The 24489-nt window shown below is 60.3% G+C and carries 25 protein-coding genes; 15 read left to right on the top strand and 10 right to left on the bottom strand.

The features are described from left to right. Positions 1-83: 83 nt before the first annotated feature. A complete protein-coding gene (locus BDI24065_RS30440; protein ID WP_039368119.1) occupies positions 84-857 on the top strand; it encodes an SDR family oxidoreductase in 774 nt (257 codons plus the stop codon). Between the two features lie 166 nt (positions 858-1023). Further along, positions 1024-1953, top strand: a complete 930-nt coding sequence (locus BDI24065_RS30445) for a LysR family transcriptional regulator (RefSeq protein WP_175034347.1) — start codon at positions 1024-1026, stop codon at positions 1951-1953. 40 nt (positions 1954-1993) lie between these two features. Here BDI24065_RS30445 and BDI24065_RS30450 read toward each other — a convergent pair whose 3' ends face one another. After that, on the bottom strand, positions 1994-2890 hold the full coding sequence (locus BDI24065_RS30450) for a LysR family transcriptional regulator (protein ID WP_175034348.1): 897 nt from the start codon (positions 2888-2890) through the stop codon (positions 1994-1996). A gap of 106 nt (positions 2891-2996) precedes the next feature. Between BDI24065_RS30450 and BDI24065_RS30455 the strand changes: the two genes are divergently transcribed. Further along, positions 2997-3887, top strand: coding sequence for an alpha/beta fold hydrolase (locus tag BDI24065_RS30455; protein ID WP_175034349.1), 891 nt, complete (start codon positions 2997-2999; stop codon positions 3885-3887). Positions 3888-3917: 30 nt separating this feature from the next. On the opposite strand, the gene BDI24065_RS30460 is transcribed toward BDI24065_RS30455, so the two are convergent. Next, entirely contained in the window at positions 3918-4817 is a 900-nt protein-coding gene (locus BDI24065_RS30460) for an SDR family oxidoreductase (protein WP_175034350.1), read from the bottom strand. 40 nt (positions 4818-4857) lie between these two features. Further along, positions 4858-5595, bottom strand: coding sequence for an SDR family oxidoreductase (locus BDI24065_RS30465; protein ID WP_175034351.1), 738 nt, complete (start codon positions 5593-5595; stop codon positions 4858-4860). 117 nt (positions 5596-5712) lie between these two features. Here BDI24065_RS30465 and BDI24065_RS30470 point away from each other — a divergent pair, with 117 nt between their 5' ends. Beyond that, a complete protein-coding gene (locus BDI24065_RS30470) occupies positions 5713-6615 on the top strand; it encodes a LysR family transcriptional regulator (protein ID WP_175034352.1) in 903 nt (300 codons plus the stop codon). 46 nt (positions 6616-6661) lie between these two features. On the opposite strand, the gene BDI24065_RS30475 is transcribed toward BDI24065_RS30470, so the two are convergent. After that, positions 6662-6829: a hypothetical protein gene (locus BDI24065_RS30475; protein WP_175034353.1), complete on the bottom strand. Its 168-nt coding sequence runs from the start codon at positions 6827-6829 to the stop codon at positions 6662-6664. Between the two features lie 585 nt (positions 6830-7414). Beyond that, on the bottom strand, positions 7415-7990 hold the full coding sequence (locus BDI24065_RS30480) for a recombinase family protein (RefSeq protein WP_013699112.1): 576 nt from the start codon (positions 7988-7990) through the stop codon (positions 7415-7417). 438 nt (positions 7991-8428) lie between these two features. On the opposite strand from BDI24065_RS30480, the gene BDI24065_RS30485 reads away from it, so the two are divergent. The 10 genes from BDI24065_RS30485 to BDI24065_RS30530 all read left to right on the top strand — a co-directional run bounded on the left by BDI24065_RS30485 (position 8429) and on the right by BDI24065_RS30530 (position 18382). Further along, complete coding sequence (locus tag BDI24065_RS30485) at positions 8429-10855, top strand: AAA family ATPase (RefSeq protein WP_175034354.1); 2427 nt, start codon at positions 8429-8431, stop codon at positions 10853-10855. Positions 10856-11500: 645 nt separating this feature from the next. Beyond that, positions 11501-12307 carry an HNH endonuclease gene (locus BDI24065_RS30490; protein ID WP_254599291.1) on the top strand — a complete coding sequence of 269 codons (807 nt, stop codon included), beginning with the start codon at positions 11501-11503 and terminating at the stop codon, positions 12305-12307. 608 nt (positions 12308-12915) lie between these two features. Then, positions 12916-13191, top strand: coding sequence for a helix-turn-helix transcriptional regulator (locus tag BDI24065_RS30495; RefSeq protein WP_254609882.1), 276 nt, complete (start codon positions 12916-12918; stop codon positions 13189-13191). Continuing rightward, complete coding sequence (locus BDI24065_RS30500; protein WP_175034355.1) at positions 13188-13712, top strand: hypothetical protein; 525 nt, start codon at positions 13188-13190, stop codon at positions 13710-13712. The genes BDI24065_RS30495 and BDI24065_RS30500 overlap by 4 nt, the downstream gene beginning before the upstream one ends. A gap of 328 nt (positions 13713-14040) precedes the next feature. Next, positions 14041-14217, top strand: coding sequence for a hypothetical protein (locus tag BDI24065_RS30505; RefSeq protein WP_009964272.1), 177 nt, complete (start codon positions 14041-14043; stop codon positions 14215-14217). Further along, complete coding sequence (locus BDI24065_RS30510) at positions 14210-14512, top strand: hypothetical protein (RefSeq protein WP_174916377.1); 303 nt, start codon at positions 14210-14212, stop codon at positions 14510-14512. The genes BDI24065_RS30505 and BDI24065_RS30510 overlap by 8 nt, the downstream gene beginning before the upstream one ends. Further along, positions 14505-14717, top strand: coding sequence for a hypothetical protein (locus tag BDI24065_RS30515; RefSeq protein WP_025404682.1), 213 nt, complete (start codon positions 14505-14507; stop codon positions 14715-14717). The genes BDI24065_RS30510 and BDI24065_RS30515 overlap by 8 nt, the downstream gene beginning before the upstream one ends. Then, positions 14710-15057 (top strand): hypothetical protein, encoded by a 348-nt coding sequence (locus BDI24065_RS30520; protein ID WP_014722320.1) that lies wholly within the window; start codon positions 14710-14712, stop codon positions 15055-15057. Before BDI24065_RS30515 ends, BDI24065_RS30520 begins: the two co-directional genes overlap by 8 nt. A gap of 9 nt (positions 15058-15066) precedes the next feature. Continuing rightward, positions 15067-15393, top strand: coding sequence for a hypothetical protein (locus tag BDI24065_RS30525; protein WP_175034356.1), 327 nt, complete (start codon positions 15067-15069; stop codon positions 15391-15393). A gap of 127 nt (positions 15394-15520) precedes the next feature. Continuing rightward, complete coding sequence (locus BDI24065_RS30530; protein ID WP_174916379.1) at positions 15521-18382, top strand: DUF927 domain-containing protein; 2862 nt, start codon at positions 15521-15523, stop codon at positions 18380-18382. 615 nt (positions 18383-18997) lie between these two features. On the opposite strand, the gene BDI24065_RS30535 is transcribed toward BDI24065_RS30530, so the two are convergent. After that, positions 18998-20212 carry a tyrosine-type recombinase/integrase gene (locus tag BDI24065_RS30535; protein WP_175034357.1) on the bottom strand — a complete coding sequence of 405 codons (1215 nt, stop codon included), beginning with the start codon at positions 20210-20212 and terminating at the stop codon, positions 18998-19000. 403 nt (positions 20213-20615) lie between these two features. Here BDI24065_RS30535 and BDI24065_RS30540 point away from each other — a divergent pair, with 403 nt between their 5' ends. Beyond that, the gene (locus tag BDI24065_RS30540) at positions 20616-22016 is read left to right on the top strand and encodes a tyrosine-type recombinase/integrase (RefSeq protein WP_175034358.1); all 1401 of its coding nucleotides are present in this window, start codon (positions 20616-20618) and stop codon (positions 22014-22016) included. Between the two features lie 30 nt (positions 22017-22046). Here BDI24065_RS30540 and BDI24065_RS30545 read toward each other — a convergent pair whose 3' ends face one another. The 4 genes from BDI24065_RS30545 to BDI24065_RS30560 form a co-directional block, all read right to left on the bottom strand. Continuing rightward, entirely contained in the window at positions 22047-22334 is a 288-nt protein-coding gene (locus BDI24065_RS30545; RefSeq protein ID WP_175034359.1) for a hypothetical protein, read from the bottom strand. A gap of 104 nt (positions 22335-22438) precedes the next feature. Then, the gene (locus BDI24065_RS30550) at positions 22439-23044 is read right to left on the bottom strand and encodes a hypothetical protein (RefSeq protein ID WP_175034360.1); all 606 of its coding nucleotides are present in this window, start codon (positions 23042-23044) and stop codon (positions 22439-22441) included. A 151-nt stretch (positions 23045-23195) separates the two neighbouring features. Then, on the bottom strand, positions 23196-23540 hold the full coding sequence (locus BDI24065_RS30555) for a hypothetical protein (protein WP_175034361.1): 345 nt from the start codon (positions 23538-23540) through the stop codon (positions 23196-23198). 702 nt (positions 23541-24242) lie between these two features. Further along, positions 24243-24425 carry a hypothetical protein gene (locus tag BDI24065_RS30560; RefSeq protein WP_175034362.1) on the bottom strand — a complete coding sequence of 61 codons (183 nt, stop codon included), beginning with the start codon at positions 24423-24425 and terminating at the stop codon, positions 24243-24245. Positions 24426-24489: the final 64 nt, after the last annotated feature.

The following is a 24489-nucleotide window of genomic DNA, read 5'->3' on the forward strand; positions in this document are numbered from 1 at the left end:
AATCCATCCAGCCGCGGCCGGCTGACCGGCGCGTCGCGCATGCCTACACTCCTAGCTTCGTTCAACGAGATAAGGAGTCAACCGTGGCAACTCATACACTCGCAGACAAGGTCGTCCTGATCGCAGGCGGCGCAAAGAATCTCGGCGGCCTGATCGCGCGGGATCTGGCGAGCCACGGCGCGAAGGCCGTGGCGATTCACTACAACAGCGCCGCATCGCAGGCGCAGGCCGAGGAGACGGCCGCCGCGGTGCGGGCGGCCGGCGCGGAAGCTGCCACGTTCCAGGGCGACCTGACGACGGCCGCCGCGGTCGAGAAACTGTTCGACGACGCGAAGCAGCGCTTCGGCAAGATCGACATCGCGATCAACACGGTCGGCAAGGTGCTGAAGAAGCCGTTCACCGAGATCAGCGAGGCCGAGTACGACGAGATGTTCGCGGTCAACAGCAAGTCGGCGTTCTTCTTCATCAAGGAAGCAGGGCGGCACCTCGAGGATCACGGCAAGCTCGTCACGCTCGTGACGTCGCTGCTCGGCGCGTTCACGCCGTTCTATGCGGCGTACGAAGGGTCGAAGGCGCCGGTCGAGCATTTCACGCGCGCGGCGTCGAAGGAGTACGGTGCGCGCGGGATCTCGGTGACGGCCGTCGGGCCGGGCCCGATGGACACGCCGTTCTTCTACCCGGCCGAGGGCGCCGATGCGGTCGCGTATCACAAGACGGCGGCCGCGCTGTCGCCGTTCAGCAAGACGGGCCTGACCGACATCGAGGACGTCGTGCCGTTCATCCGCCATCTGGTCACCGACGGCTGGTGGATCACGGGCCAGACAATCCTGATCAACGGCGGCTATACGACCAAGTAACCGACCCGGCAACGGGCCGCGCAGCGCACCGCAATGGCGCGTTTGCGTGGACAATGGACGAGCGCGCGGCCTCGCGGCTGCGCGCCCGTTTTCCCTGTGCCGCCGGACCTTGCCGCGACGCGCGACGGCCGGCGGTAATAATCGTCCGAACCTACGTTCCCCGCCGATGGACAAGCTGGATCAGGTCAGAATCTTCCTGCAGGTTGCCGAGATGGGCAGCTTCATCAAGGCCGCGCATGCGCTCGACGTGCCGCGCGCGACCGTGTCGGCGGCTGTTCAGCAACTGGAGACGGGGCTCGGCACGCGTCTCTTGCACCGCACGACACGCCAGGTGCAGCTGACTGCCGACGGCGTAATCTTGCTCGAACGCGGCCGGCGCCTGCTCGCGGAGGCCGACGAGCTCGACCGCCTGTTCCGCCGTCGCGACCGCGACGTGATCGGCCGGCTGAACGTCGATGTGTCGAGCCGGATCGCGCGCCGCATGGTGGCGCCCGCGCTGCCATCGCTGTTTCACCGCTATCCGAAGCTGCAATTGTCGCTCGGCTCGACCGATCGTTCGATCGACCTGGTGCAGGAGGGCGTCGATTGCGCGATCCGCGTCGGCCGGCTTGCGGACAGCAGCCTCGTCGTGCGGCCGCTCGGGCAGTTCACGCTGATCAACTGCGCGAGCCCCGGCTACCTGCGCGAATGCGGCGTGCCCGAGCATCCGGATGCGCTCGCGCACGGACACTGGGCGATCGGCTATGCGTCGCCGACGACCGGGCGCGAGCTCGACTGGGAATACTGCGCGGACGGCCAGCGGCACACACTCACGCTGCCGAGCCGCGTGATCGTCAACAACGCCGAAACCTATATCGCCAGCTGCATCGCCGGGATGGGGCTGATCCAGATTCCGCGCTTCGACGTCGCGCATCTGCTCGACAGCGGCGCACTCGTCGACGTGATGCCCGGCCACCGCGCCGCGCCGATGGACGTGTCGGCCGTGTACCCGCACCGGCGCCATCGGTCGCGGCGGCTCAATGCGTTCATCGAATGGTTCGGGGAACTGATGGCGAGCGCGCTGACGAGGGGCGGGGAGGGCGCGGAGGGCGACTGACCGGCACGGCCGGTTTGCGTCACGTGCCGTCGTGCCTGTTTCAGCCGGGCAGCGCCGAGAACTGCCGGCTGCGCCCGGTTTCCCGCACCGCATCGATCAACGCCGCGCCGGCGCCGTCCGGTTTCGCCGCGAACGCGTAGAAGCGCGCGGCCGGTAGCGCCGGCAGGCTGTCTTGCGGCCCGCATTCGCGCAGGCCTTCGCGTAACTGGCTGCGCGCCAGTGCGGTGACCGCGAAGCCCGCGAGCGCCGCCGACACGCAGCCGGCCATGCTGCTGCTCTCGAACAGCACGCGAAACGGCCGCAGCGCGGCGGCGAGTGCCGCGACGGCAGCTTCCCGATAGACGCACGGCTGCGGAAACAGCGCGAGCGGCACGTCGCCGTCGGCGTCGAGCGTGCGATCCGACGCAAACGCCCACACGAGCGGTTCTTCCCACAGCAGTTCGCCCGGCGTGTCGACCTGCCTGCATTGCTTGCCGAACACGACGTCGAGCCGGCCGAGCGTCTGCTCGCGCAGCAGCGATGCGGTGATCCCGACCTTCAGCTCGATCGACGTGCGCGGGTGGCGATCGCGAAACGTGCGCAGCACGTGCGGCAGCCACGCACCCGCGAAATCCTCCGACGCACCGACCCGCAGCGGCCCGTGCGCCGGCGCGCCGCGCAGCCTCGCGCGCACTTCGCGCTCCATGTCGACGATGTTGCGTGCGTATGCGTACAGCGTGTCGCCGGCTGGCGTGAGCGCGATGCGGCGGGTCGTGCGCGCGAGCAGAACCGTGCCGGCCGCCTGTTCGAGCCGCTTGATGTGGCCGCTGACGGCGGACGGCGTCAGCGCGAGCCGTTCCGCGGCCGGCGCGAACCCGCGGCTGTCGACGACTTCGAGGAAGGTGCGCAGCAGCGTGATGTCGAGCGAGGTCGACGCGGGATCGGTCAGCGGTTCCATGGATCAATTCAACGCGATACTCGAAGAATGAACAATGATACTCCGTGAATCGTGATGAAATGCCGGCCTACCATCGTGCACTCGGATCGACCCAACGGAGTGCACGATGACGACCTATGCGCATGCGACGACCGCGTCGCTCGACATTGCCTATCTCGAATGGAACCCGCGCGGCGAGCGCGTGGCCGTGCTGCTGCACGGCTGGCCGGACAGCCCGGTTGGCTGGGAGCCCGTGGCGGCGGCGCTCGCCGCACGCGGCTACCGCGTGCTCGCGCCCGCGCTGCGCGGTTTCGCACCGACGCGATTTCGCGATGCATCCGTGCCGCGCAGCGGCCAGCTTGCGGCGCTCGGGCGTGACCTGCTCGACTTCGTCGATGTGCTCGGCATCGAGCGGCCCGTGCTGGTCGGGCACGACTGGGGTGCGCGGGCGGCCGCGAACGCGTGCGGGTTGCGCGACGGCGCCGCATCGCATCTCGTGATGCTGTCGGTCGGGTACGGCACCAACGATCCGGGACAGCCGTTGTCGCTGCAGCAGGCGCGCAACTACTGGTATCACTGGTTCATGGCGACACCGCGCGGGGAGCGGGCCCTCCGCGACGATCGCCGCGCGTTTGCGCGCTTGATGTGGGACACGTGGTCGCCGCCGGGCTGGTATCGCGACAGCGATTTCGACGCGGCGGCGGCTGCGTTCGACGGGCCCGACTGGATCGACGTCGTGCTGCATTCGTACCGGCATCGTTGGGGATTCGCAGCGGGCACGCCGGCCTATGCCGACGACGATGCGCGGCTGAATCCCGCGCCGGTGCTGGCGCTGCCGACGCTCGTGCTGCACGGCGGCGCGGACACCTGCAATCATCCGGATGGTTCGGCCGGGCGCGAGCGGTTCTTTGCGGGGCGCTATGCGCGGCAGGTGCTGGACGGCGTCGGCCACTTTCCGCAGCGCGAGGCGCCGGCGACGGTCGCCGACGCGATCCTCGGGTTCTGCGAGGCAGGCTGATGCGCGCCGGCGCGGCCGGCGCACGGTCGATCAGCCGCCGACACGGGCCGCGAGCAGGTCGGCGAGGCCGATGTTCCTGAACATCTCGCGGCGGATGCGATCGCCGACGCGGAACACTTCCTCCGCGCCGTCCTGCGACGGATCGACGAACACGCGGTACGGGCGCTTGCCGGCGGGTGCGGCGACGATGTCGGCAATCGCCGTCGCGACGGTGCCGGCATCGGCGTCCGCCGGTTCGAGCGCGGCGAGGCCCTTGAGCGCCTGCTCGGCGACGCCGGCGTAGGGGCCGTCGTCGTAGGCGGCCTGAACGATCGCGTCGGCCGGCTTGCCGGCATGAGCGAAGTGATTGGTGCCCTGCGTGAAGGCGCCCGGAACGACGATCGACGTCTCGATCCCCCAGCGGGTCAGTTCGGCCGCATAGGACACCGCAAGCGAATCCATCGCGGCCTTCGCGGCGAAGTAGGGGGCGAGGAACGGCGGCGTACCGCCGCGCGCGGACGACGACGACACCCAGACGAGCAGACCGCGGCCCTGGCGGCGCAGGTGCGGCAGCGCCGCGCGGTTGACGCGCTGGGTCGACACGACGTTGACGTCGTAGAGCTGCGCGATCTGCTCGGGCGTGAACGCTTCGGCCGGGCCGAACACCATGTGGCCGGCATTGTGGACGACGACGTCGAGGCGGCCGTTGTCCGCGATCACGCGATCGACGGCGGCACCGACTGACGTGTCGTCGCCGACGTCGAGCTCGACGGTGCGCAGGTCGACGCCGTGCTCCTGCGCGTAGGCGGCGATGGCGGCGACGCGCGGCGCGTTGCGACCGGCGCTTTCGCGCATCGATGCGTAGACGGTATGACCGGCGCGGGCGAGCGCCTGGGCCGTCAGCAGGCCGAAGCCGCTGGACGCACCCGTGACGAGAATGACTTCCTTCATGATCGATCTCCGGTAAGAGGGGGGCGTGGCAGGCGGCCGGTCAGCACATGCCGCCGTTGGCACGCAGGACCTGGCCGTTGACCCACGCGCCGTCGGGGCCGGCGAGGAATGCAACGACGCTCGCGATGTCCGCGGGCTGGCCGAGGCGCTCCAGCGGGTTCATCTTCGCCATCCGGTCGACGAGTTCGGCGCTCTTGCCGTGCAGGAACAGCTCGGTCGCGACCGGCCCCGGCGCGACGGCGTTCACGCTGATGCCGCGGCCGCGCATCTCCTGCGCGAGCACCTGGCTCATGCCCTCGACGGCCGCCTTGGTCGCGATGTACACGCCGTAGGTCGGCAGGCGCATGCCGATCACGCTCGACGTCAGGTTGACGATGCGGCCGCCGTCGCGCACGCGCTTCGCCGCCTCGCGACTGACGTTGAATGCCCCCTTCAGGTTGATCGCGACGGTCTGGTCGAACGCTGCGTCGTCGAATTCGGCAAGGGGCGCGAGCTTCATCACGCCCGCGCTGTTGACGACCACGTCGATCCGGCCGAATGCCTGCTCGGCTGCGTCGAACAACGCGGCCACCGCCGCCGGATCGGCAACGTCCGCCTGTACCGCGACGGCCGCGCCGCCGTCGGCGACGATCGAGTCGACCACTTCCCGGGCCGGGCCGGCGCCGCCGGCATAGTTCACGACGACCCTGAAACCGTCGCGGGCGAGACGGCGGGCGATTTCCGCGCCGATGCCGCGCGACGAGCCCGTGACGAGGGCGACCTGTTCCGATGTGCTCATGTCCTGCTCCTTGGTTCGTGAGTGCCGTGCGATCCGGCGACAGGACTAATGTAGGCTTCCTCGATCAATAAAAATAATGAATAATGATCAGATCAAGAATGACTGAAAGTATGTCTCATGGCATTCGACAGCAGGCTTTTGAGCGGGATCGGCGTGCTCTCGGCGGTGATCGAGGCCGGCACTTTTGCGCGCGCCGGCGAGGCGATGGGATTGACGCAGCCGGCGGTGAGCCGTGCCGTCGCCCGGCTGGAAGAGCGCGTCGGCATCCGGATCTTCAACCGCACGGCGCGCGCGATCACGCTGACCGACGAAGGGCGGCGCTTCTATGAAGCGGTCGCGCCGCTGCTGGCCGGCATCGAGGACGCGGCGCTCGACGCCGGCCAGTCGAAGGCGCGTGTCAGGGGGCGGCTGCGCGTCAACGTCGACGCGACCTTCGGCCACTACGTGCTGGCGCCGAAGATGGCGGAGTTTCTCGAGCGCTTTCCCGACCTGTCCGTCGAGATCAGCGTGCGCGACCGGATGGGCGACCTCGTCGCCGACGGGTTCGACGTGGCGGTGCGGTTCGGCATTCCGGAGCCGTCGTCATACCGTGCGCGGTTGCTGCTGGAAACGCGTGTGCTCACCTGCGCGTCGGCAGCGTATGTCGCGCGTCATGGCGAACCGCAGCACCCGCGGGATCTCGCGAGCGGGCATCGCTGCGTGCTGATCCGCGATCCGGTGACGGGGCGGCCGTTCGAATGGGAATTCCATCGCGGCAAGGAGGTGGTGCCGTTCGATGCCGCCGGCCGGCTGATGGTCAACGATACGGGCATGCTGCTCGGCGCGTGCCTGGGCGGCGCGGGGATCGCGCAGCTGCTGGAACTCTATGCGCGCGACATCCTCGCCGACGGGCGGCTGGTGCTGCTGCTGCCGGAGTGGGCGGACGAGACGTTTCCGCTGTACGCGTATCACCACGCGTCCAATCTCGTTTCCGCGAAGTTGCGCGTGTTTCTCGACTTCGTGCGGGCGTTGATGGCCTGAGCCTGAGCTGGGGTCGACGTGCCGACGGGGCGGTCGCTCCGTCCGTTCATTCGGTGCGATGCGGAATGCTGTCCGGGAACGGGTAGGGCGCGTGCGGGCCGGGCCAGTCAGGTACCGGCGGCGCGGTCAGGACGTCGCATCCTGCCAGCATGAGCGACAGCGCCACGGCGAGCGCGCGGCGGCAGAGCAGGGATGAAATCGTGCGCATGGACATGGCGTGCCTCCGTGTCGCGCATCCTCATGATGCTTGGACTGCTGCGCGGGGGGCGCGTTGCGGTGCGCACTACGGCAAAAACAAAAAACCCGCGAAGCGGCGAGCTTGCGCGGGTTTCGAGAGGTGCAGCGCATCACGCTGCGAGAATGCTGGTGCCAGGGCCGGAATGAAATTATTCGTTGTGAGGCCCGTATTGTAAGGGGATTGCTTGGAGGGCGTTGTGGAGTTGCCCCCGGAGTTGCCCCCGCGCTGCCGGCGCAGCCACTATACGAAGAGATCAAGGTCCATTCTTGCCTCGCCAGACGCGAAATTTTCTGGAGAGTTGGAGATAACGGCTCAACTCGGCTTGTCTGCCTTATCTGGCGGGGCTTTGGTCATCTCCAAGTGTATCTCCAAGACACCTATTTTTCTGGAGATAAGTTTGGAGATAAGCGTCGAATGCATCGAGCCACGTCGACCAGCTCGGGAATTGCCCCGCCGTCTGGGACGCTGCGCGCAAAGAATCTCCCGTGCCGCCACTCCTCCGCGCGCAGAAACAGAAACGGGCCTTGCGGCCCGTGAAAAGTGAATTTGGTAGGAGAGGCGTTACGCCGCGTCGCGTACCCGCATGATTGTCTGGCGGCTCGTGCCGAATTGTCGGGCGAGCGCGGCCACGCTCGCCCCCGCGTCCAGCTCGCGCAGCACCTCCGCCCGCTGTTGGTCCGACAGGGCGGACGGCCGTCCCATCGCCTTGCCTTCTGCTTTAGCGCGAGCGATGCCGGCATGCGTTCGTTCGATCAGCAGATCGCGTTCGAACTCGGCCACCGCGTTCAACACCTGCATCGTCATCCGGCCGGCCGCACTCGTCAGATCGACGCCGCCCAAGGCGAGACAATGAACCCGGATACCGCGCTCGGCCAAACCCTCGACCGTGGCCCGCACGTCCATTGCATTGCGGCCGAGCCGATCGAGCTTCGTCACGATCAGCACATCGCCTTCTTCCATCCGGTCAAGTAACTTTGCGAAGCCCGGCCGCTGATCGGCGCTCACGCTCCCTGAGATGCTTTCCGATACGACGCGGCGCTTGTCGACGGAGAAGCCGGCCGCCTCGATCTCGCGTAACTGGTTCGCGGTGGTCTGGTCGGACGTGCTGACGCGGGCATAAGCGAAGGTTCGGGACATATCGGGCACTCAATCTGTACGAAATAGATGTCCGAATATAGACGCCTGTCCAAAATACTTCAACCCTTATTTTTGGACAGGGTGGAAAGGGGTTGTCCGAAAGGGATCGGTTTTGGACAGGCGCATTTGATTGGAGGCCGATTGTCTTCTGGTCGGTCGCTGGGACAGACCAGAAGGTGCCACTATTCGAACGACAACAACCGACCCAATGCTGCTGGTCAGCCGGTCGCGGCCCAAACGGCGAGTTCCGCGGTACAGCGGTCGCTCGGCGGGATATCGCAGCGACGGGGTGTCGGTCTTAGCTGTAAGTAAGCGTGACCATCCGCTAACGACAGCTACAAGTCAGCACGACATACGTTGCGACCGCGACTGGAAGAACATCTCGCCCAGGCGTAGACTGCCAAATAACAAGACGAACAATATAAAGGGGCATACGGGATGATCAACGGAATCGACATAACTAGATTCGGCAGCTTTTCCGGCTTGGACTGGAAAAAGAGTATCCGGGACGGAGGAAAAAATCCGCAGGAATTCAAACGGCTGAACATTCTGTATGGCCGTAACTATTCTGGGAAGACAACGCTTTCCCGAATCTTTCGTGCTTTAGAAACAGGGTGCCTCCCACCGAATTACACAAACTCCGAGTTTACGGTGCATGGCGACAAGGGAGATGTCAGCCAGCTTACTATCGGCGCCCACGCCTACGATGTTCGGGTCTACAACCGTGATTTCGTTAGTGAAAATCTCAATTTTCTGGTCAATCAAACGAAAGATGGTGAAATAAAGACGTTCGCTATCGTAGGCGAGAAGAACAAAGAAATTGAAGATGCCATAGCTTCAATTTCACTTAAGCTAGGTAGTGTTGATGAAAAGGCCGGTCTTCGCTACGAATTGGACGAGAAGCGCAAAGAGCGAGATAGAACGAAGAATAATCACAAGATCGCATTTGATTCTCTGGAGGGGAAATTACGTTCTCATGCCAACGATAAGATCAAGCAGAATCGCACTTACGGCCCCGCTGTCTACAACATTGATAACATTAAGAAAGACATCATCTTGGTTAAAAAGGAAGGCTTCGTCGCTCTGACTACAGACGAGCAGGCTACCAAAGTCAACCTGACAAAACAAGAAGTCCTGCCCGATATTACGGAGTCGGTTTCCATCACCTTAAAGATCGAGACAATCGCGAACGTGGCGAACGAACTGCTAGGTAAGCAGATCAAACCAAGCCAAGCTATACAAGAACTCCTTCATGATAGTGCTCTTCAATTATGGGTAAAACAGGGTATTCCTCTGCACAAAGAAAAACGTGACACGTGTGCTTTTTGCCGTCAAAGTCTGCCGCACGATATTTGGCAAGCGCTGGACTCTCACTTCAATCAAGAATCTTCTGACCTTGAATCTGATCTCGACGCGTGTGTGAGTTTGGTTGATTCTGAGATTAATCGAATTCCAGGATTTGTGACTTTGACGGGGGATAAGTTCTACGCAGAGGAGAAAGTCTCGTTTGAAACAAAAAAGAAATTACTGGAAGAGTGTCTGAGGATCTACAGGCAAGATCTGGGATCACTTCGAGTCGCACTAAAGACCCGGAAAAACAGCCCCTTCCAGCCGGTTGTAATGCCCCCCTTTATGCACAACTCTGCAGAAATTCAAGGGTATGTTGACGATATCAATGCCTTAATCACCAAGAGCAACAGCAAAGGTAGTTCTCTAGACAAAGATAAGGAATCTGCGCGCGAAGCATTACGGCTTACTGATGTGGCGTCGTTCATTACGGACATCAAATACGATATGGAGCAGATCCGTATCACGGAACTGAAAACCGAAGCGGACAACGCCAATACCGCCCACAGCTACGCGCAAGACGAGATCACCGCGCTGGAATCCGAGATCACGAGCCTGCAGGGGCAGCAGCAGGACGAGCGCAAGGGGGCAGAGAGGGTCAATGCCCTGCTCAATCACTTCTTCGGCCACGACGGAATCAAACTTGAAGCCAAGGAAAATACCGAGAAGAGTGCCGTTCGCTTCGAGGTCATGCGCGATGGTAAGTCGGCGTTCAACTTGAGTGAAGGCGAATGCAGTCTCATTGCATTCTGCTACTTCATGGCCAAACTGGAAGAGTCTAATAACAAGGGCAAAGATCTCATTATTTATATTGATGACCCGATTTCCAGCTTGGATGGAAATCATATCTTCTTCATGTTCAGTCTCATCGAGAGTCTGATTGCCAAGCCTATCAAAAATGCCGACAAATCAAACGGCTATCGATATCATCAGCTCTTCATCTCCACCCACAACCTTGACTTCTTGAAGTATCTCAAGCGACTTTCTATTCCCAAGAAGAAAATACAAGTGGGGGATGAAAGGCCAAGAAGTATGGATGATAATGAACATTTCATGGTGGAGCGTAACGGCGCCAATAGCAATATTGTACTCATGCCGTCCTACTTAAAAGACTACATCACCGAATTTAATTACCTATTCCATCAAATTTACAAGTGTAGAAATCAACATGTGGCTCAAGGGGAGTATGAGCCATTTTACGGATTTGGAAACAATCTTCGAAAATTTTTGGAGGCATTTCTGTTCTTTAAGTTTCCGTATCACGACGACAAGAATGATGCATTTGAGCGCATCAAAAAGTTCTTCGGCGATGAAGACGTAGCCGCAATCGCATTGGTTAACCGCCTTAATAACGAATTCTCACATCTTGAGTCAATTCCGGACAGAGGGTTCAAGCCTGTAGAGATTCCAGAGATCGCCAAGGTGGCCAATTTTGTATTGGATAAAATTTACACTGCCGATCCAGGTCAATACAACGCATTGTTAAAGAGCATTGGGGAGCCTGCTAGGACTGAGTAAAACAAGGAGCCATGTGCCCCTTGTTCTATTTCTGACCTTACCCATGATCCATAGAGAAAATGAACGAGAGTTTTGGAACGCGGACGATACGATGCGGACTCTCGGTGTTCGATTGACCGCTTGTGAAGTCGGACTGCCACCCGAATGTCATGGCGATGCAATAAACGGAAGTCGCGTTATGGCCGAACGCGGCCGGCCACCGCCCTGCGACGCGCGACCGGCGCAGATCGACTGCGGATTCAAGCCGTCGTTGAACTGGCCATCAACTGCACGCCAGCTTTGGGGTATTAAACGGTCGTCCATGCGGCACATTGCTGGCCTTTTCGGATGTAGGTGAGCTGCTCACGATCACCGCCGATGCATATCTGCCATACCTCGTTGTCAATGGATTGCTGCGAGAATATAGGCCAAAACGGGCTTAGATCGAACAACATAACCATAGGGGATGCGTAAATGCCGATTGAGGATAGATTCAAACAGCCGGTAATCGCAATACTAGTAAAGCGAGCAGCGAATCGCTGTTCTAATCCGGACTGCGGGGCAATCACGAGTGGCCCCACTGCCGACCCGAATGATGCTGTAAACGTAGGTGAAGCTGCGCACATCTACGGTGCCAACCCTGGTTCGGCTCGCTACGAACCGTGTATGACGTCGACGGAACGTAGTGCCATTACGAACGCGATCTGGCTGTGTGGCAATTGTCATAAGATGGTCGATGACGATCCGAATAGGTACCCAGCTGGCCTTCTCTTTGAATGGCAGCGAGCGCACGAGCGTCGGATTGCGGAGCAGGTGGGAAAAACAGGTGCTGAAGCTAGGCAGCGATACGAGAAACGGCATCTGGAAGAATTCGGGCGATTGAGCTATCTGGCTGAGCGAATTATTCTCGAAAAAGGAGAGTCGTGGGAATTTCGCCTGACGGTCGAAATGCTGCGTTATGAGATGGCTCCCATTTTTCAACGGTGGTCAGCTCTCCAGCGAGGGCTATACGTTAAGCCCGTGATGCGCATTGATCCATCCGAATTCGTTCCATGGCTATCTGACCGTATGCACGCAATCATGCAAATCATCACAGCATTCTCTGCGTTGGCAAATTCGGAGTTCACTCACGCATGGGGAGATTTAGGCGTTGCTGGTTCTGATACTGAAATCGTTACGGTATGTCGACTTTTCGCCGAGGTATGCGCTAGTACTCTTGCGTGGGAAGAGCAAGTGCGCTTCTCGCGAGTTGACGAGCCTTTCACCGAGGTACACGGATTGCTCAGTGGTGTCGCGAGCGATTTATTCGAACAAGCGCGGAGGATTCCAGAATTTATTGAAAATGTCATTAAGCAAAATTCTAAAGATGAAACCCATCACTTACAGCTTGTGCTCACCCTTCCAGACGGCTTTGAAGAAAACATCTTCGCAGCAATGGAGCGGGCGATTGATGCGGCGCGACACCGTGGATAATGCAACATCTATCGGCCTGAACTTACGTCGGTTACCAGGGAAAGCGACCGTTCGAACGTTTCGATAAGTGGGAGAACGAACGTCGCTTCATGGCCGAACGCGGCTGACCGCCGCCCTGTGATGCACGACCGGCGCGGATCGATCCGTTGCAGCCGCTGAGCTTTGAGGAAAGCCGTCACTCAACGTCCTGGCTCAGCGGACGACAAAAAGCGCAGCCCCTTGGCCGAACAGTGACACCATGTATTGCGGTCTTAGATAATCCGAGACAAATCTTTTATGGGGGCAGACCTTTCGATATAATTGCGGTACTTGTTGGCACCTAATCGAACACGGCTCTATGAATCTGTGGGCGATGCAAGGGAAAAAGGCGGGGAATGCTCAATCGTTGAGCATATTTCGTCGAGCTGACGAGAGGGTGCCGGGGGTGTGCTACCAACACATCCCACCGGCGATTTTTTGGCTTGGCTGCCTGTTCCATAATTGGAGGAACCACAAGAGCCACCGCGCCTAGGAAACGCATAGCTCTTGTTAGGAGGAATGATACCGCGCGCGGCCGGCCGTGCAAAGTAACTTTGCAAAGTTACTTTGTACGTCTCCCGCGAACTTCATTGCGCCCGTACTTTGATAGTGCGGCGCGGTTTATTACTGCCGCTTTCCTCTCTTTTGCGGAACAGGCCATTTCTGAACAGAAAATGGCTCTTAAGATTCTTCGACTTATTGGTGTGCTGGATTGTGTCGGCGTCAAGAAAACAACGCTGTATCGCTGGATTCGTGAAGGCAAGTTTCCAGCGCCGGTCCAGTTAGGGGCCAGGAGCGTCGGCTGGCGCGCGACCGACGTCCAGCAATGGCTCGAATCCCGTCAGTCCACACGGGGGCAGGCATGAGCGCGCCGTCCCTTATGATCGATCGCGGCGGCCCGTATGGTCGGGCGATGGGTGCGGCCGTCACGGCCCGCGACGCCGCGTTCGTGCGTTGCCGCGACGCCCGACTCCGCAAGCTCGCAGGAATCCTCGATGACATCGAGGGCTGCTTCTGGAATCGTGGCGACGACGCCGGCAAGCTCGTCGCGATCGCCGTCATGCTCGCCTCGACGCTCGCGCTCGAAGCGCCGCGTCTGACGACAAAGCAACTTGGCACCGCCTGCGAGAAGTTCGTCCAGGCGATCGCCGCTGCTGAACAGGATTCGGCGAACTATCGTCGTCGACAGTATCGACAGCTGCGGAAAGCCTATCGTGCGCTTTACAACGACATCGATGCGCAGTGCACGGACGGGACGCGCCGTTTGCAAGTTAGCGCCCTGCTGCGAGGCGTCACGCTCGGCCAATCACTGGCGCAGGGCAGCTCACGACTGGATATCGAACAGCTCAAGCTGGCGACCGCCGTGCTCAAGGGGGAGGCCGCCTGATGCTCGCCCAAAGTCGCTTTGCACTAGGCAATACACGGCGAGGGGCGCCGCGATTTGCGTCGTCCAGCATCGCGCGGTATCCTGTGCGCGTCGCTGAGACAACAGCGGCCCGGGGTGACAGCCGGAAATTGCAAAAGGCGGACAACCGCCGCTGTGCGGTTTTTTTGCGTCCGTACACCTTGCGCCTTCTATGGTCGGGCCTTGGTGGGGGTGCGTTCGCGCACGCCGGTTCCCTTTTGCGCCGGTCTGTCAACCCCGCCATGTGCCCGGCCACCCCGTTTGACAGCGGGGGCCGGGTTCCGAACCCAGCAAAAGGAGGTCGCACCCAATGCGCCAGCCCTCGCACGCCCGTACCGGGCAGCAATCTCACCTCATTCAATCCATCGTCCGCGCAGCGCTGCGCGATGCGGCAACCGCCAGCACGTATCAAGACGCGCTCGACGCGACCGGTGCGGCACTGGCTGCAATCGCGGCGCTCGTCCGTGCGGAGGTGCGTCATGGCTGAGCTGCGCTGCAAGATTGGCGATCTGGCGATCGTCACGAAATGCGATGCTCGCGCACGCATCGGCATGCTCGTTGAGGTGGCATCGGCTCGCCCGACGCCCGATCACGATTGGCGCGTGCGGATCTTGGGCGGTCCCGTCTCGGGGCGTAGCGTCTGCGGTCGCCGGTCTGGCGACTTCACGCACGCGGCCGTCTATGACTGGAACCTCACGCCGATTCGCGGCGAAGCGGAGCTGGATTGCACGATCGACGTCGGGCAACTCCTCGCATCGATTCTGGAGGTGCGCCATGTCTAAATACCGCCTGCCGAACGAAGTCACGATGATCGCCATGTGTGCGGCCCATCAGTTCGCCCAGCTCGAAGCCCTGTTCGATGCGGTCCGTTCGCATCTTGCGGAGGGCACCTACGAGCGCGCGCTCGTCGACATGGGGCAAAGCGTCGCGAGCCGGTATTCGGCCGAAATGCGCCGTACCGCGCAACCGGAGGCGTGCCATGACTGATCAACGCATCCGAACCGCGGTCATCAATGGATTCGACAACGCACCGCCGCTCGATACCGGAGCTCCGATCGAGCTGCAATTCGCCGTCGACCTTGGCGCGATCTGCGCCGATGCATGGCTCGACCTGAAAGGCGACGTGCGGCTGCACGATTACGCGGCCCATCAAGCCGCTGCGTTCGCGCGCGGGATGGAAGCGGCCATGCAGGACGCGGGCGACGTCGACGCGCACCGCGTGACGATCAGCCGGCAAGCGTTCGCGGCCGGTCTGATGGGGCGCGTGCAGCAGCATCTGTTCGCGGCGCTCGGTCTGGTCACGCGCGAACCGCGCACGACGCACTGAGGGGCGGTCATGGCAAAGACGAACAAAAATGCCGTGCAACCGCTCGCGTCGCACTTCGTGGCCGAGGTGAACCGCCCCGATCCCACCCGCATCGGTACGCGGATCAGCGATGCGATGGAGCTGCTGGACAGCCTGCATTGGGCGACCGACAAGGCCATGTCCGATGACGACTACTGGCTTGTGCTGAGCCTGTTCCGTGCGTCCCTGCCGTCGATCGGCGCGGCGCTGGAGGCCGCCAACGACGCACTCGGCGAGTCGCGGCTCGGCCGCTACGTCTACAGCAACGACGTCACGGCCGGCGGAGCGGTTCTGTCGGTGCCTCGCGCGGCAGGCTGACGCCCCGCCGATAGGCATCGCCGCATCATTCAATTCTTCGCGCGTCGGGTAGCTGCTTACCCGATATGGACTACTAATCGGCAGCCGACCGACGCGCGTCCAGTGGGAACCTATGAGTAACGCACCCATGTCCGAATTCGAGCGGGCGAGAGTCGCGCTCGGCTATGTCCCGCCCGACGACCGCGATACGTGGCGTCAGGTGGGGATGGCGCTCAAGGCCGAGTTTGACGAGGAGGGCTTCGCCCTCTGGAACGAATGGAGCCAAGGCGCGCAGAACTACAACGGCAAGGACGCGCGCGATGTGTGGAAGTCGTTCAAGGGCGGCAAGATCACCATCAACACGCTGTTTCACCTTGCCAAACAAGGCGGCTTCGATCCGCGCGCGCATCGAGCCAAACCGATTGATCCAGCGGAGCGCGAGCGACAGAAAGCCGAGCGTGCGGCCCGCGAAGCGGCCGAGCTGGCCGAGCTGACCGAGAAACAGCAAGCCGCGTCGGCGCTCGCCGAATCGATCTGGTCGGCGGCCGAGCCTGCCCCGGCCGATCATCCCTACCTCGTTCGCAAGCGCATCCCGGTCGACGCGCTGCGCGTCTATCGCGGCGGCTTGTGCATCGGCACGGCCGCATGCGATGGCGCACTGATCATCCCGGCCCGTGACGCGGACGGCAAGCTGTGGACGCTGGAGTTCGTCCTGACGGACGGCCAGAAACGCTATCTGCCGAACGGCCGCAAGGCAGGCTGCTTCTCGTTGATCGGAGGCCCGCTATCTTCCGCGCCGTCGACGGTACTGATCGGCGAGGGTTACGCGACATGCGCGACGCTCGCGGCCGCGACGGGCTATCCGGCCGCCGTCGCGTTCGACGCCGGCAACCTGCGCGCCGTGGCGACGGCGTTGCGCGGCCAGTATCCGGACGCCCGCATCGTCGTATGTGCAGATGACGACCACACGACGAAAGGCAATCCGGGCGTGACGAAGGCCCGCGCGGCGGCCGAGGCCGTCGCCGGCATCGTGGCCGTGCCCGACTTCGGCCCGAACCGCCCGGCGGCCGGCACCGACTTCAACGACCTGGCTGCGCACGTCGGTCCGGATGCGGTGGCCGCCGCCGTGCGCGTTGCGCTCGCGCCGATTGGCTCGCCGGATGCGGGCAAGCCCAAGGCCGCTCCAGCCGCCGCGAAGCCCGACAAGCGTCCGAAAACGGCCCACGCGCAGGACGGTAAGTCGCGGTTCGTCGTCGACGATAAGGGCGTGTGGTTTCACGGCTTCAACAATCTAGGTGATCCGCTGCCGCCGCATTGGGTCAGCACGCGTATCGACATAATCGCGGAGACCCGGAACGAGATGAACAGCGAGTGGGGCTACCTGCTCGAATTCACGGATCGCGACGGCATCCTGAAACGTTGGGCGGTGCCGGCCGGCCTCTTTGCCGGCGACGGTACGGAGCTGCGCCGCATGCTGCTCGATATGGGCGTGAAGCTCGGCGTCACGCAGATCGCCCGCACGCAGATCGCGAACTATGTGCAGATGGCGCAGCCGGACGAGCGCGTGCGCTGCGTGCCGCGCGTCGGCTGGCATCACGGCGCGTTCGTGCTGCCCGATCGCGTCATCGGCACCGGCAAAGAGGCGTTGATCTATCAGGCCGATACGCCGATCCAGAGCCAGTTCAAGGAGCGCGGCACGCTGGACGATTGGCAACGAGAGGTCGCGGCCTACTGCGTCGGCAATAGCCGGCTGCTGTTCTGCGTCGCTACCGCCTTCGCTGGTCCGTTGCTGCACTTCTCCGGGCTTCAGTCGGGCGGCTTCCACTTGCTCGGCACGACGTCCAAGGGCAAGTCGACGGGCGGCGTCATCGCCGCGTCCGTGTTCGGCTCGCCGGACTACGTGCGGAGCTGGAAGGCGACCGACAACGCGCTCGAAGCGGTCGCCACGCAGCATAGCGACGCGCTGCTGATCCTCGACGAAATCGGGCAGGTCGAGCCGCGTTTGGTCGGCGATGTGATTTACATGCTCGCGAACGAGTCGGGCAAGGCCCGCGCGTCGCGCAGCGGTTCGGCAAAGCCGGTTCTCACGTGGCGGCTGCTGTTCCTGTCGAACGGCGAAAAGAGCGTGTCCGCGCTGATGGCCGAGGGCAACAAGCCCATGAAAGGCGGTATCGAGGTGCGTTTGCCCGCCATCCCGGCCGAGGTCGGCGAAATGGGCGTCGTCGAGAAGCTGCACGGCTTCCCGACGCCGGCCGCGCTGATCGAGCATCTAGAACGGCACGCCGGCATGCACTACGGCACGGCAGGCCCCGCGTTCATCGAGTGGGCGTCGTCTCAGGCCGGCGAGCTGGCCGAGCATCTGCGCATGCGCGTCGACGAGCTGGTCGGTCAATGGGTGCCGGACGGCTCGCATTCGCAGGTTGCACGCGTGGCTAAGCGGTTCTGCCTCGTCGCGGTGGCCGGCGAGCTGGCGACGGCGCACGGCCTGACCGGCTGGCCGCAGGGCGAAGCGGTCGAGGCTGCACGTCGCTGCTTCGAAGGCTGGCTCGAACTGCGCGGCGGCACGGGCAACTCGGACGAGGCGGAAGCCGTGCGGCAGGTGCTGCACTTCCTCGTCGCACACGGCGACAACCGTTTCGTGTGGATGAACCGGGCGCAGGACGACCATCGGCCGAACGCGCCGCATCGAGCGGGCTGGAAACGACTCGTGAAACAGGACAAGAGCAGCATCGCGATTGAGTCGAATCAAGCCTATTACGCGGAGTTCGGCGACAAGATGAGCGCCGAAGATGCGGAGTGCGTCGAGACGGAATATCTGATCGAGTCGACCGTGTTCCGTAAGGATGTGTGCGCCGGCTTCGATCACAAGATGGTCGCGAACGCCCTGATAAAGCGCGGTGTGCTGAGGCCCCGCACCGACGGCTATCCGTACCGACGTGAGCACATTCCGGGACATGGCCCGGCCATGGTCTACCGTGTGCTGCCGTCGATCTTCACGCTCGAACTGTGAAAGACGCCGCCGCCGTCCGGGAGGGCGGTGGCGGGCGTCCCTTTGCGCGCCATTTTTTGCCCGTGCGTCAAAGTCACTTTGGACGATACGTGCCAGACGGAACTGGGCGGGCGGTTGCCGAGACTCTTGCCGAGGATGCAACAATCCGGGCTCGTTTATCTCCAGTATCTCCAGCGTTCTCCAAATCGTTTGGAGACACGCGGAGCCTTATCCCACAAGGCTTTTCGGCCGATTCAGACGTTTATCTCCAACTCTCCAACTCTTTTTGCATTGAGCGGACAGGAGTTGACCGTCTGTGTCGATCGCAAATCCAGACGGGGCGTGGCTCTCCGGGATTCGAAGGGTGTTGACAACGTGTTTTTGAGGGGGGTGTCCGCGATGCGCCCCGTTCGGGTATTGTTGCGTCGGCTGCAAGTGTCGGGGTGGCCGGAAAGCGGGGGACCCTGCGTCTAGGGCAAAGACGCGGGGGCTCACACCCGCGTCTTTTCTCTATCCCCGATCCGCCAAGGGGGGTCATATTCATACCAAATTGCAGGGAGCCGGCAGTGCGATGCCAACTCTGAGAAATCGGTGGGAGGTGCGCAGCAAGGGGGTCATACGCGTGGCGGCACGGATCTATCTTGCCGCCGCGATCGGAATGATTTCCGCCCCTGCTTTGAGCTTGTCGAGGTAGTCCGCCCACTGTTGCATCATCGAACGTCGGGCCTTGATGAATTTTGTTCGGTTGTACGCCCGCCCAAGGCTGTCAGGGACGGTATGCGCTAGTTGGTGCTCGATCACTTCCGGCTTTTCCTCCAACTCTTCATGCAGGATCGTCCGTGCCATTGCCCGGAAGCCGTGTCCGGTAATCTCGGTACGGGTGTCGTAGCCAAGCCGACGAAGGGCTGCATTGATAGCGGCCTCGCTCATCGGCCGATTTCGGTCGCGAGCACCGGGGAACACGTAGACGCCTTCGCCAGTCAGGGCGTGAAGCTCGCGCAGAATCGCAACCGCCTGTGTAGCCAGCGGAACAAGGTGATCCGTTTTCGTTTTGTTGACGAAATAGCGCCACTCGCCCCTGTCGAGCTCGAATTGTGACCACTGCGCCTTGCGTAATTCGCCGGGGCGGACGAACAGCATCGGGGCTAGTCTGAGCGCGCAGAGAACCGGGAATGTACCCGTGAAGCCGTCGAACGCGCGAAGCATCTCGCCAACTTTCTCGGGCTCGGTGATCGAGGCAAAGTGCGTTGTCTGGGCGGGCGGAATGGCATCTACCAAATCACGAGCTGGATCGGTCTTGCAGTGCCCCTCTTTGATGCCGTAGCGGAATACCCGGCTTATCTCGCTGCGGATGCGATGGGCGGTAAATCTCGCTCCGCGCCCGTCTACGCGCTTCAGTACAACCAGTATCTCCGGGGCGTCGATTTCAGCGATAGGGCGCTTGCCGAGCCATGGGAATACATCGTTCTCCATGCGGGCGAGCGTCTTGTCATGCTGCGCTGGCTCTACAGTCGTCTTGCGCTCGTCCATCCAGCCGCGAGCGACAACCTCAAACGAATTGGCGGCCGCGAGCAGGCTGGCTCTTTTTTCTGCCTTCTTCGCTTCACCCGGATCGATGCCGGCAGCGAGCTTTTCACGGGCTTCGTCGCGCTTCTTCCGTGCGGTCGCCAATGTAACTTCCGGGTAGACGCCGAGCGAGTAGCGTTTTTCCTTGCCCCCAAACCGGTATTTGAGGCGCCACCACTTGCCCCCGCTCGGGGCGATTTCCAGATAGAGGCCGCCTCCGTCGAACAGGCGCACGGGCTTGTCGGCAGGCTTGGCGTTCCGGATGGCTGTATCGGTTAATGGCACGGGGGCAACTCCTGACAGGTAAGGCAATTTCGGATGGGTTGCCCCCAATGTTGCCCCCGCTTGCCCCCGGCTGTCTACGCACCACACGGCACTTTGCCGGAATGAAAAAACCCGCGAAGCCTTGTGCTGTCGCGGGTTTTGGGACTTCCGGGAATTTCCCGGAACTATGTCATGGTGCCCAGGGCCGGAATCGAACCGGCACGCCTTGCGGCGGGGGATTTTGAGGCCCTCGCGTTAAAATAAATATTTATACAAGTATTTGAATTTAAACGTATTATTCTGTTTTGGCTCACGTTTACCCCTGCGTCTAGGTCGAATTTTGTCTCAATAGAAGGCAAAAAGGCTAAAAAATGAGGCAAAATTGAGGCAAAGGATTTTGACTCACATCTAGCCCGGGAAGCACATGGATTCCACGCTGACGACTGACGAGACCACTGAAAAGAAGACGCGCAAGGAGGCAGAGCGGCGCAACTTCGACAAGAACAGCATCTTGACTACGTTGGTCAACACACCGGGCAACTACAGTGACGCCAACTCCGAATACAAGGGGTTAGGCTTGCGCGTGTCACCGCTTCTCAAAGCTGTATGGCATTACCGGCCTCGCGACGCCGACGGCAAGCAAGTCAGGGTCAAGCCGCTGCCGGTTGACCTGTCAGACGATGCAGACGGAGTGACTGTGTTCAACCTAGTGCAGGCGCGTGCACGATTTAAAGAAGATAAGAAAAACGCAAAGCTCAGTAAAAATCAGCTAGCCGACCTTAAACGGAAGAACCTCACGCTGAATGATGTTTTCGAGGAATTTCTTGAGAACCGGCGTACAAAGGGTTCTGAAGAACTGGCTGCAGCGACTAAGGCCACCCATACGCGTTCATATAACAACATCAAAGCACTGGCAGGAGATTGGCCTTTACGCGACACGAAAGCCGGTAAATGGTCGGATTTGTTGCAAAAATTTACGCCGACTCGCGCAAATCAAATAAAGAATTTTATTTCAGGAGTTTATGACTATCTGTTTATGCGTGACGAGCTGGACATTAACCCGATAACCAAAGTCACCAAAAGCCGCGTTATTAAAAAGACCGAGGCGAGAATGGTCGCAGTAAAGGTGATGGATTTGCCCACTTTCTGGGGTCGATTGGAGAATATCCGCCAGCCCGGTAGGCACGTGACCACTGTGACACTGTTGACCGGATTCCGCAGCTCTGCCGTGCGAATGATGCGCTGGTCGCAGCTTGATTTTGAGCTTGGAGCCTATTTTGTGCAGAAGGGCCAGCCGGGCTGGAAGGGATTCCAGGGTGTCGTTCCGCTCAGCGATGCGGTCCTCGATATTCTGCGGGCCAGGTACGATGACCCGATGCGAGATTCTGAATGGATTTTCCCCGCACGTTCAGAAGGGACCAAGTTCCCGTATTTGTCGTCTATGCGTGGGACAGTCGAAAAGTGCTCGGAAGGTTTCGAGCATCGGCTTGCGCCGCACGATTTGCGACGGTCGTTCAGCTCGTTTGCGAATATCGTGATGGGAAACGAACTGAAGAAAATCGGTGCGCTAATGACTCACAAATGGGGTGTTGACGCAGAGAAAAGGGTTATTACGCGGCAGCAAATTACCCTGCGATATATTCAAAGCGAGTTTGCGCCGCTTCGGCATGCAACGAACAGGCTTTCGCAGTTCATATTGGAGCTTGCAGGCGCTGCTCCGCTGTCTGCTGAAACTAAAGCGTTAATGGAAAAAGAAGGTCACGATGCTTCGCATCTGGTTCTGCCGGAATTGTCGGACGATGAAGACCCGACGAATGAAGAATAACTCAAGCCCCTCGATTGAGGGGCTTTTTAATTAGAACGGCTTTTCTCGATAATCAGCATCGCGCAGACACTCATATACAGCGCGTTCGACGTTATAGAATTCATCTGGCGACAATTTATTGAAAAATGAGGTGTCGCCGTTGTAGACGGTATAACGCAGTCGGCCGGGCGGCGTCTTTTTATACAGAACTGAGACAGTTTCGTCTCGGACAGTGATTGAAAAGAGGCTGTCGTTTTCAGTGCTATAGAGTTTGACCAGCGCATCCGCGACTTGTCGGATAGCGAGCGGTGGCAGCTCAGTGTTAATTTCAGTTTCCATCGGTTTCTCCAGTGGTTAGCAAGTTGCCTTGTATAGCGAAGGGGGCAATCTCTCTGGAGTGGGCTGAAACAGAAAAGCACAAACCCGCCTCGGCGGGTTCAGGGTTAGGCGGCTTTTTCGTGCGGCTCAAAATCGGGTATTGTGATTTTGTAGTAGTCGCTCGTGCGATTGTTGATTGCCTGCCCAATTTCCCAGTCGGCAACGCTCGCGATTTTGTAGTGGAAAACGTCTAAAACTTCGGTGTAGGACTTTCCGAGAATGAGGCCTGAATATTTCTTTGACGTGTAGCTGCGGAATTTGGACTGGCTAATCGTTACATACCTGTCGTTTCGAATGCTGCGTCCCGGAATTAATGCAGAGCTGCCTTTAATGTCGAAAGTGGCCGTTTCGAGAGTTAGGTCTGGGCTGTCATCGTTTTTGATGTGCACCAGGGGCGAGATGCCCAGCTCATCGTCACGATAGAGTCCTGCGCCGAGTAAGTCGAACATGTACCCGTTGACCACTACCTCTGCTATCGCGCCTTTCAGCTCTAGCCAGTACTGCGCTTCTGGGTCCCGGGGTACTTGTCTGCCACGTCGACCAGTGGCGCACATACGAGCACGGGCGACGTGCTCTGCCAACGACCAGTCTTCTTCAACGATGGGAAGGCTGCCAAGGTAGCCCTCATTGGCCAAATCGAGGCGCTTTGTTGTTAGGTATGCGCGTTTCACTGCTATCTCCAGTTGCCGCGCTTTTTCTCTGCTGCGCTAACAGAAATGGCCTGGAGGTGCTACGTTTAATGTGTTCCTATGCCGGGGGTCATCAGGTGTCCGGCACCACCTATTTCAATGTGAAAAAGCCCCTGAATAAGGGGCTGGGCGGTCAGTCGATGTAGAAATAACGAGCAGTACCGCGTACAAGGCGCTTCAAACGAGACATGTAGAATCGAGTGCGCTTGTCGATAAGCAGAAGGCCGACAGGGTCATATTGGCCATCAGCAGCGATAGCGCGCTCAATTAGCGAATGACCGAGCTCTTGCAGTTGACGGAGCCATTCAACGACTTGCGGCAGTTCAGAGCTCAGATATGTAAAACTACCGTCTTGCTGTCTAGAAGTGACCGAAAAAAGAAAAAGGTCGATTTTGTTGAATAACGGAAGGGCTGTATCGCGGTAAAACGCATATGCGGGCGTTTCAGGAATAAGCTCAATATTTTGTTTGCGTGCCATTACAAGTCTCCAGTTGTTGTCGGTAATCCATTTGATTACTCTATGTATAGGGAAAGAATGTTTTGGCCTTTATTCGATAAAACACAAACCCACAAATACGGAGAAAGACTTTTCGGGGAGAAAGACTTGAGCCCGCTGCGCGGGCTTGCCCGCCAGCGGGTTGCTGCGCAACCCACTCCTGATGAAAAAGCCTTGCTGTCGATTGACAGCCAAAGGTGGCGGCTGGGGCCGCCCTTTTGCTGACCAATGGTCAGGAGGCAGTCCTCCTTGAGCAAAAGCGGGTTGCGACAGCAACCGCTGGCCAACACATGTCTTTTCCCAGCTACAGTCTTCCTCCCAGGGCATTGTCTTTTCAGGCAGCCGTCTACCTCGGAAAAAAACAGTCCTCTCGAGTGAGGCTCCTTCTGTCAAGGCTCTATCATCAAGGGGTTCTGGGAAGGCTTAGGCTTGGACAGGTGAAGTTTTCTCTAGGAGAAGTATATTTAATGGACGCCCGGAAAGCCTTATTTCACAAGGGTTTCCGAGAATTCTCTCCGGTCAAAAGCGCGTTTTGTCTTAGGCCTCCGGCTGATTTTTCCGGTCAAAAGCGCGTTTATTCCGGGCAAAGGCGCAAAAATTCCGAGCAAAGGCGCGTCCGGGTTTTCCGGGCTCAAAATGAAAAACGACCCCTCGAAAGGGGCCGTCTCTTCACTGCTTGCTCGCTTACGCTTCTTTCCAGCCGGTACGCTTCACCCAGACCCGCTCTGTTCCAGCCCTGCCGTCCTGCTTCTTCGTGATGCCGCCGGCGGTCAGAAACTTCACTTCGATGAGTTGTTTAACCGCAGCAGCCATCTTTTCCTTGAAGTCGTACCGCTCACGGTCAGTCTCAGCTTTGTTGATTTCCACCGAGTCTTAACCCACCGATTTCATCTAAATCTGACCCACCCTGAGACAGCGTAGTACATCTATT

The sequence above is a fragment of the Burkholderia lata genome (assembly GCF_902499025.1).
Taxonomy (GTDB): Bacteria; Pseudomonadota; Gammaproteobacteria; order Burkholderiales; family Burkholderiaceae; genus Burkholderia; species Burkholderia lata_C.

What these genes read in the sequence shown, in the direction of transcription:
- BDI24065_RS30530 (WP_174916379.1), top strand. Translation starts at nt 15,521, where the DNA reads ATGTCCGAATTCGAGCGGGCGAGAGTCGCGCTCGGCTATGTCCCGCCC.
- BDI24065_RS30450 (WP_175034348.1), bottom strand. Translation starts at nt 2,890, where the DNA reads ATGGAACCGCTGACCGATCCCGCGTCGACCTCGCTCGACATCACGCTG.
- BDI24065_RS30545 (WP_175034359.1), bottom strand. Translation starts at nt 22,334, where the DNA reads ATGGAAACTGAAATTAACACTGAGCTGCCACCGCTCGCTATCCGACAA.
- BDI24065_RS30520 (WP_014722320.1), top strand. Translation starts at nt 14,710, where the DNA reads ATGACTGATCAACGCATCCGAACCGCGGTCATCAATGGATTCGACAAC.
- BDI24065_RS30455 (WP_175034349.1), top strand. Translation starts at nt 2,997, where the DNA reads ATGACGACCTATGCGCATGCGACGACCGCGTCGCTCGACATTGCCTAT.
- BDI24065_RS30470 (WP_175034352.1), top strand. Translation starts at nt 5,713, where the DNA reads ATGGCATTCGACAGCAGGCTTTTGAGCGGGATCGGCGTGCTCTCGGCG.
- BDI24065_RS30525 (WP_175034356.1), top strand. Translation starts at nt 15,067, where the DNA reads ATGGCAAAGACGAACAAAAATGCCGTGCAACCGCTCGCGTCGCACTTC.
- BDI24065_RS30500 (WP_175034355.1), top strand. Translation starts at nt 13,188, where the DNA reads ATGAGCGCGCCGTCCCTTATGATCGATCGCGGCGGCCCGTATGGTCGG.
- BDI24065_RS30510 (WP_174916377.1), top strand. Translation starts at nt 14,210, where the DNA reads ATGGCTGAGCTGCGCTGCAAGATTGGCGATCTGGCGATCGTCACGAAA.
- BDI24065_RS30485 (WP_175034354.1), top strand. Translation starts at nt 8,429, where the DNA reads ATGATCAACGGAATCGACATAACTAGATTCGGCAGCTTTTCCGGCTTG.
- BDI24065_RS30540 (WP_175034358.1), top strand. Translation starts at nt 20,616, where the DNA reads ATGGATTCCACGCTGACGACTGACGAGACCACTGAAAAGAAGACGCGC.
- BDI24065_RS30475 (WP_175034353.1), bottom strand. Translation starts at nt 6,829, where the DNA reads ATGTCCATGCGCACGATTTCATCCCTGCTCTGCCGCCGCGCGCTCGCC.
- BDI24065_RS30465 (WP_175034351.1), bottom strand. Translation starts at nt 5,595, where the DNA reads ATGAGCACATCGGAACAGGTCGCCCTCGTCACGGGCTCGTCGCGCGGC.
- BDI24065_RS30445 (WP_175034347.1), top strand. Translation starts at nt 1,024, where the DNA reads ATGGACAAGCTGGATCAGGTCAGAATCTTCCTGCAGGTTGCCGAGATG.
- BDI24065_RS30555 (WP_175034361.1), bottom strand. Translation starts at nt 23,540, where the DNA reads ATGGCACGCAAACAAAATATTGAGCTTATTCCTGAAACGCCCGCATAT.
- BDI24065_RS30480 (WP_013699112.1), bottom strand. Translation starts at nt 7,990, where the DNA reads ATGTCCCGAACCTTCGCTTATGCCCGCGTCAGCACGTCCGACCAGACC.
- BDI24065_RS30460 (WP_175034350.1), bottom strand. Translation starts at nt 4,817, where the DNA reads ATGAAGGAAGTCATTCTCGTCACGGGTGCGTCCAGCGGCTTCGGCCTG.
- BDI24065_RS30515 (WP_025404682.1), top strand. Translation starts at nt 14,505, where the DNA reads ATGTCTAAATACCGCCTGCCGAACGAAGTCACGATGATCGCCATGTGT.
- BDI24065_RS30490 (WP_254599291.1), top strand. Translation starts at nt 11,501, where the DNA reads ATGACGTCGACGGAACGTAGTGCCATTACGAACGCGATCTGGCTGTGT.
- BDI24065_RS30505 (WP_009964272.1), top strand. Translation starts at nt 14,041, where the DNA reads ATGCGCCAGCCCTCGCACGCCCGTACCGGGCAGCAATCTCACCTCATT.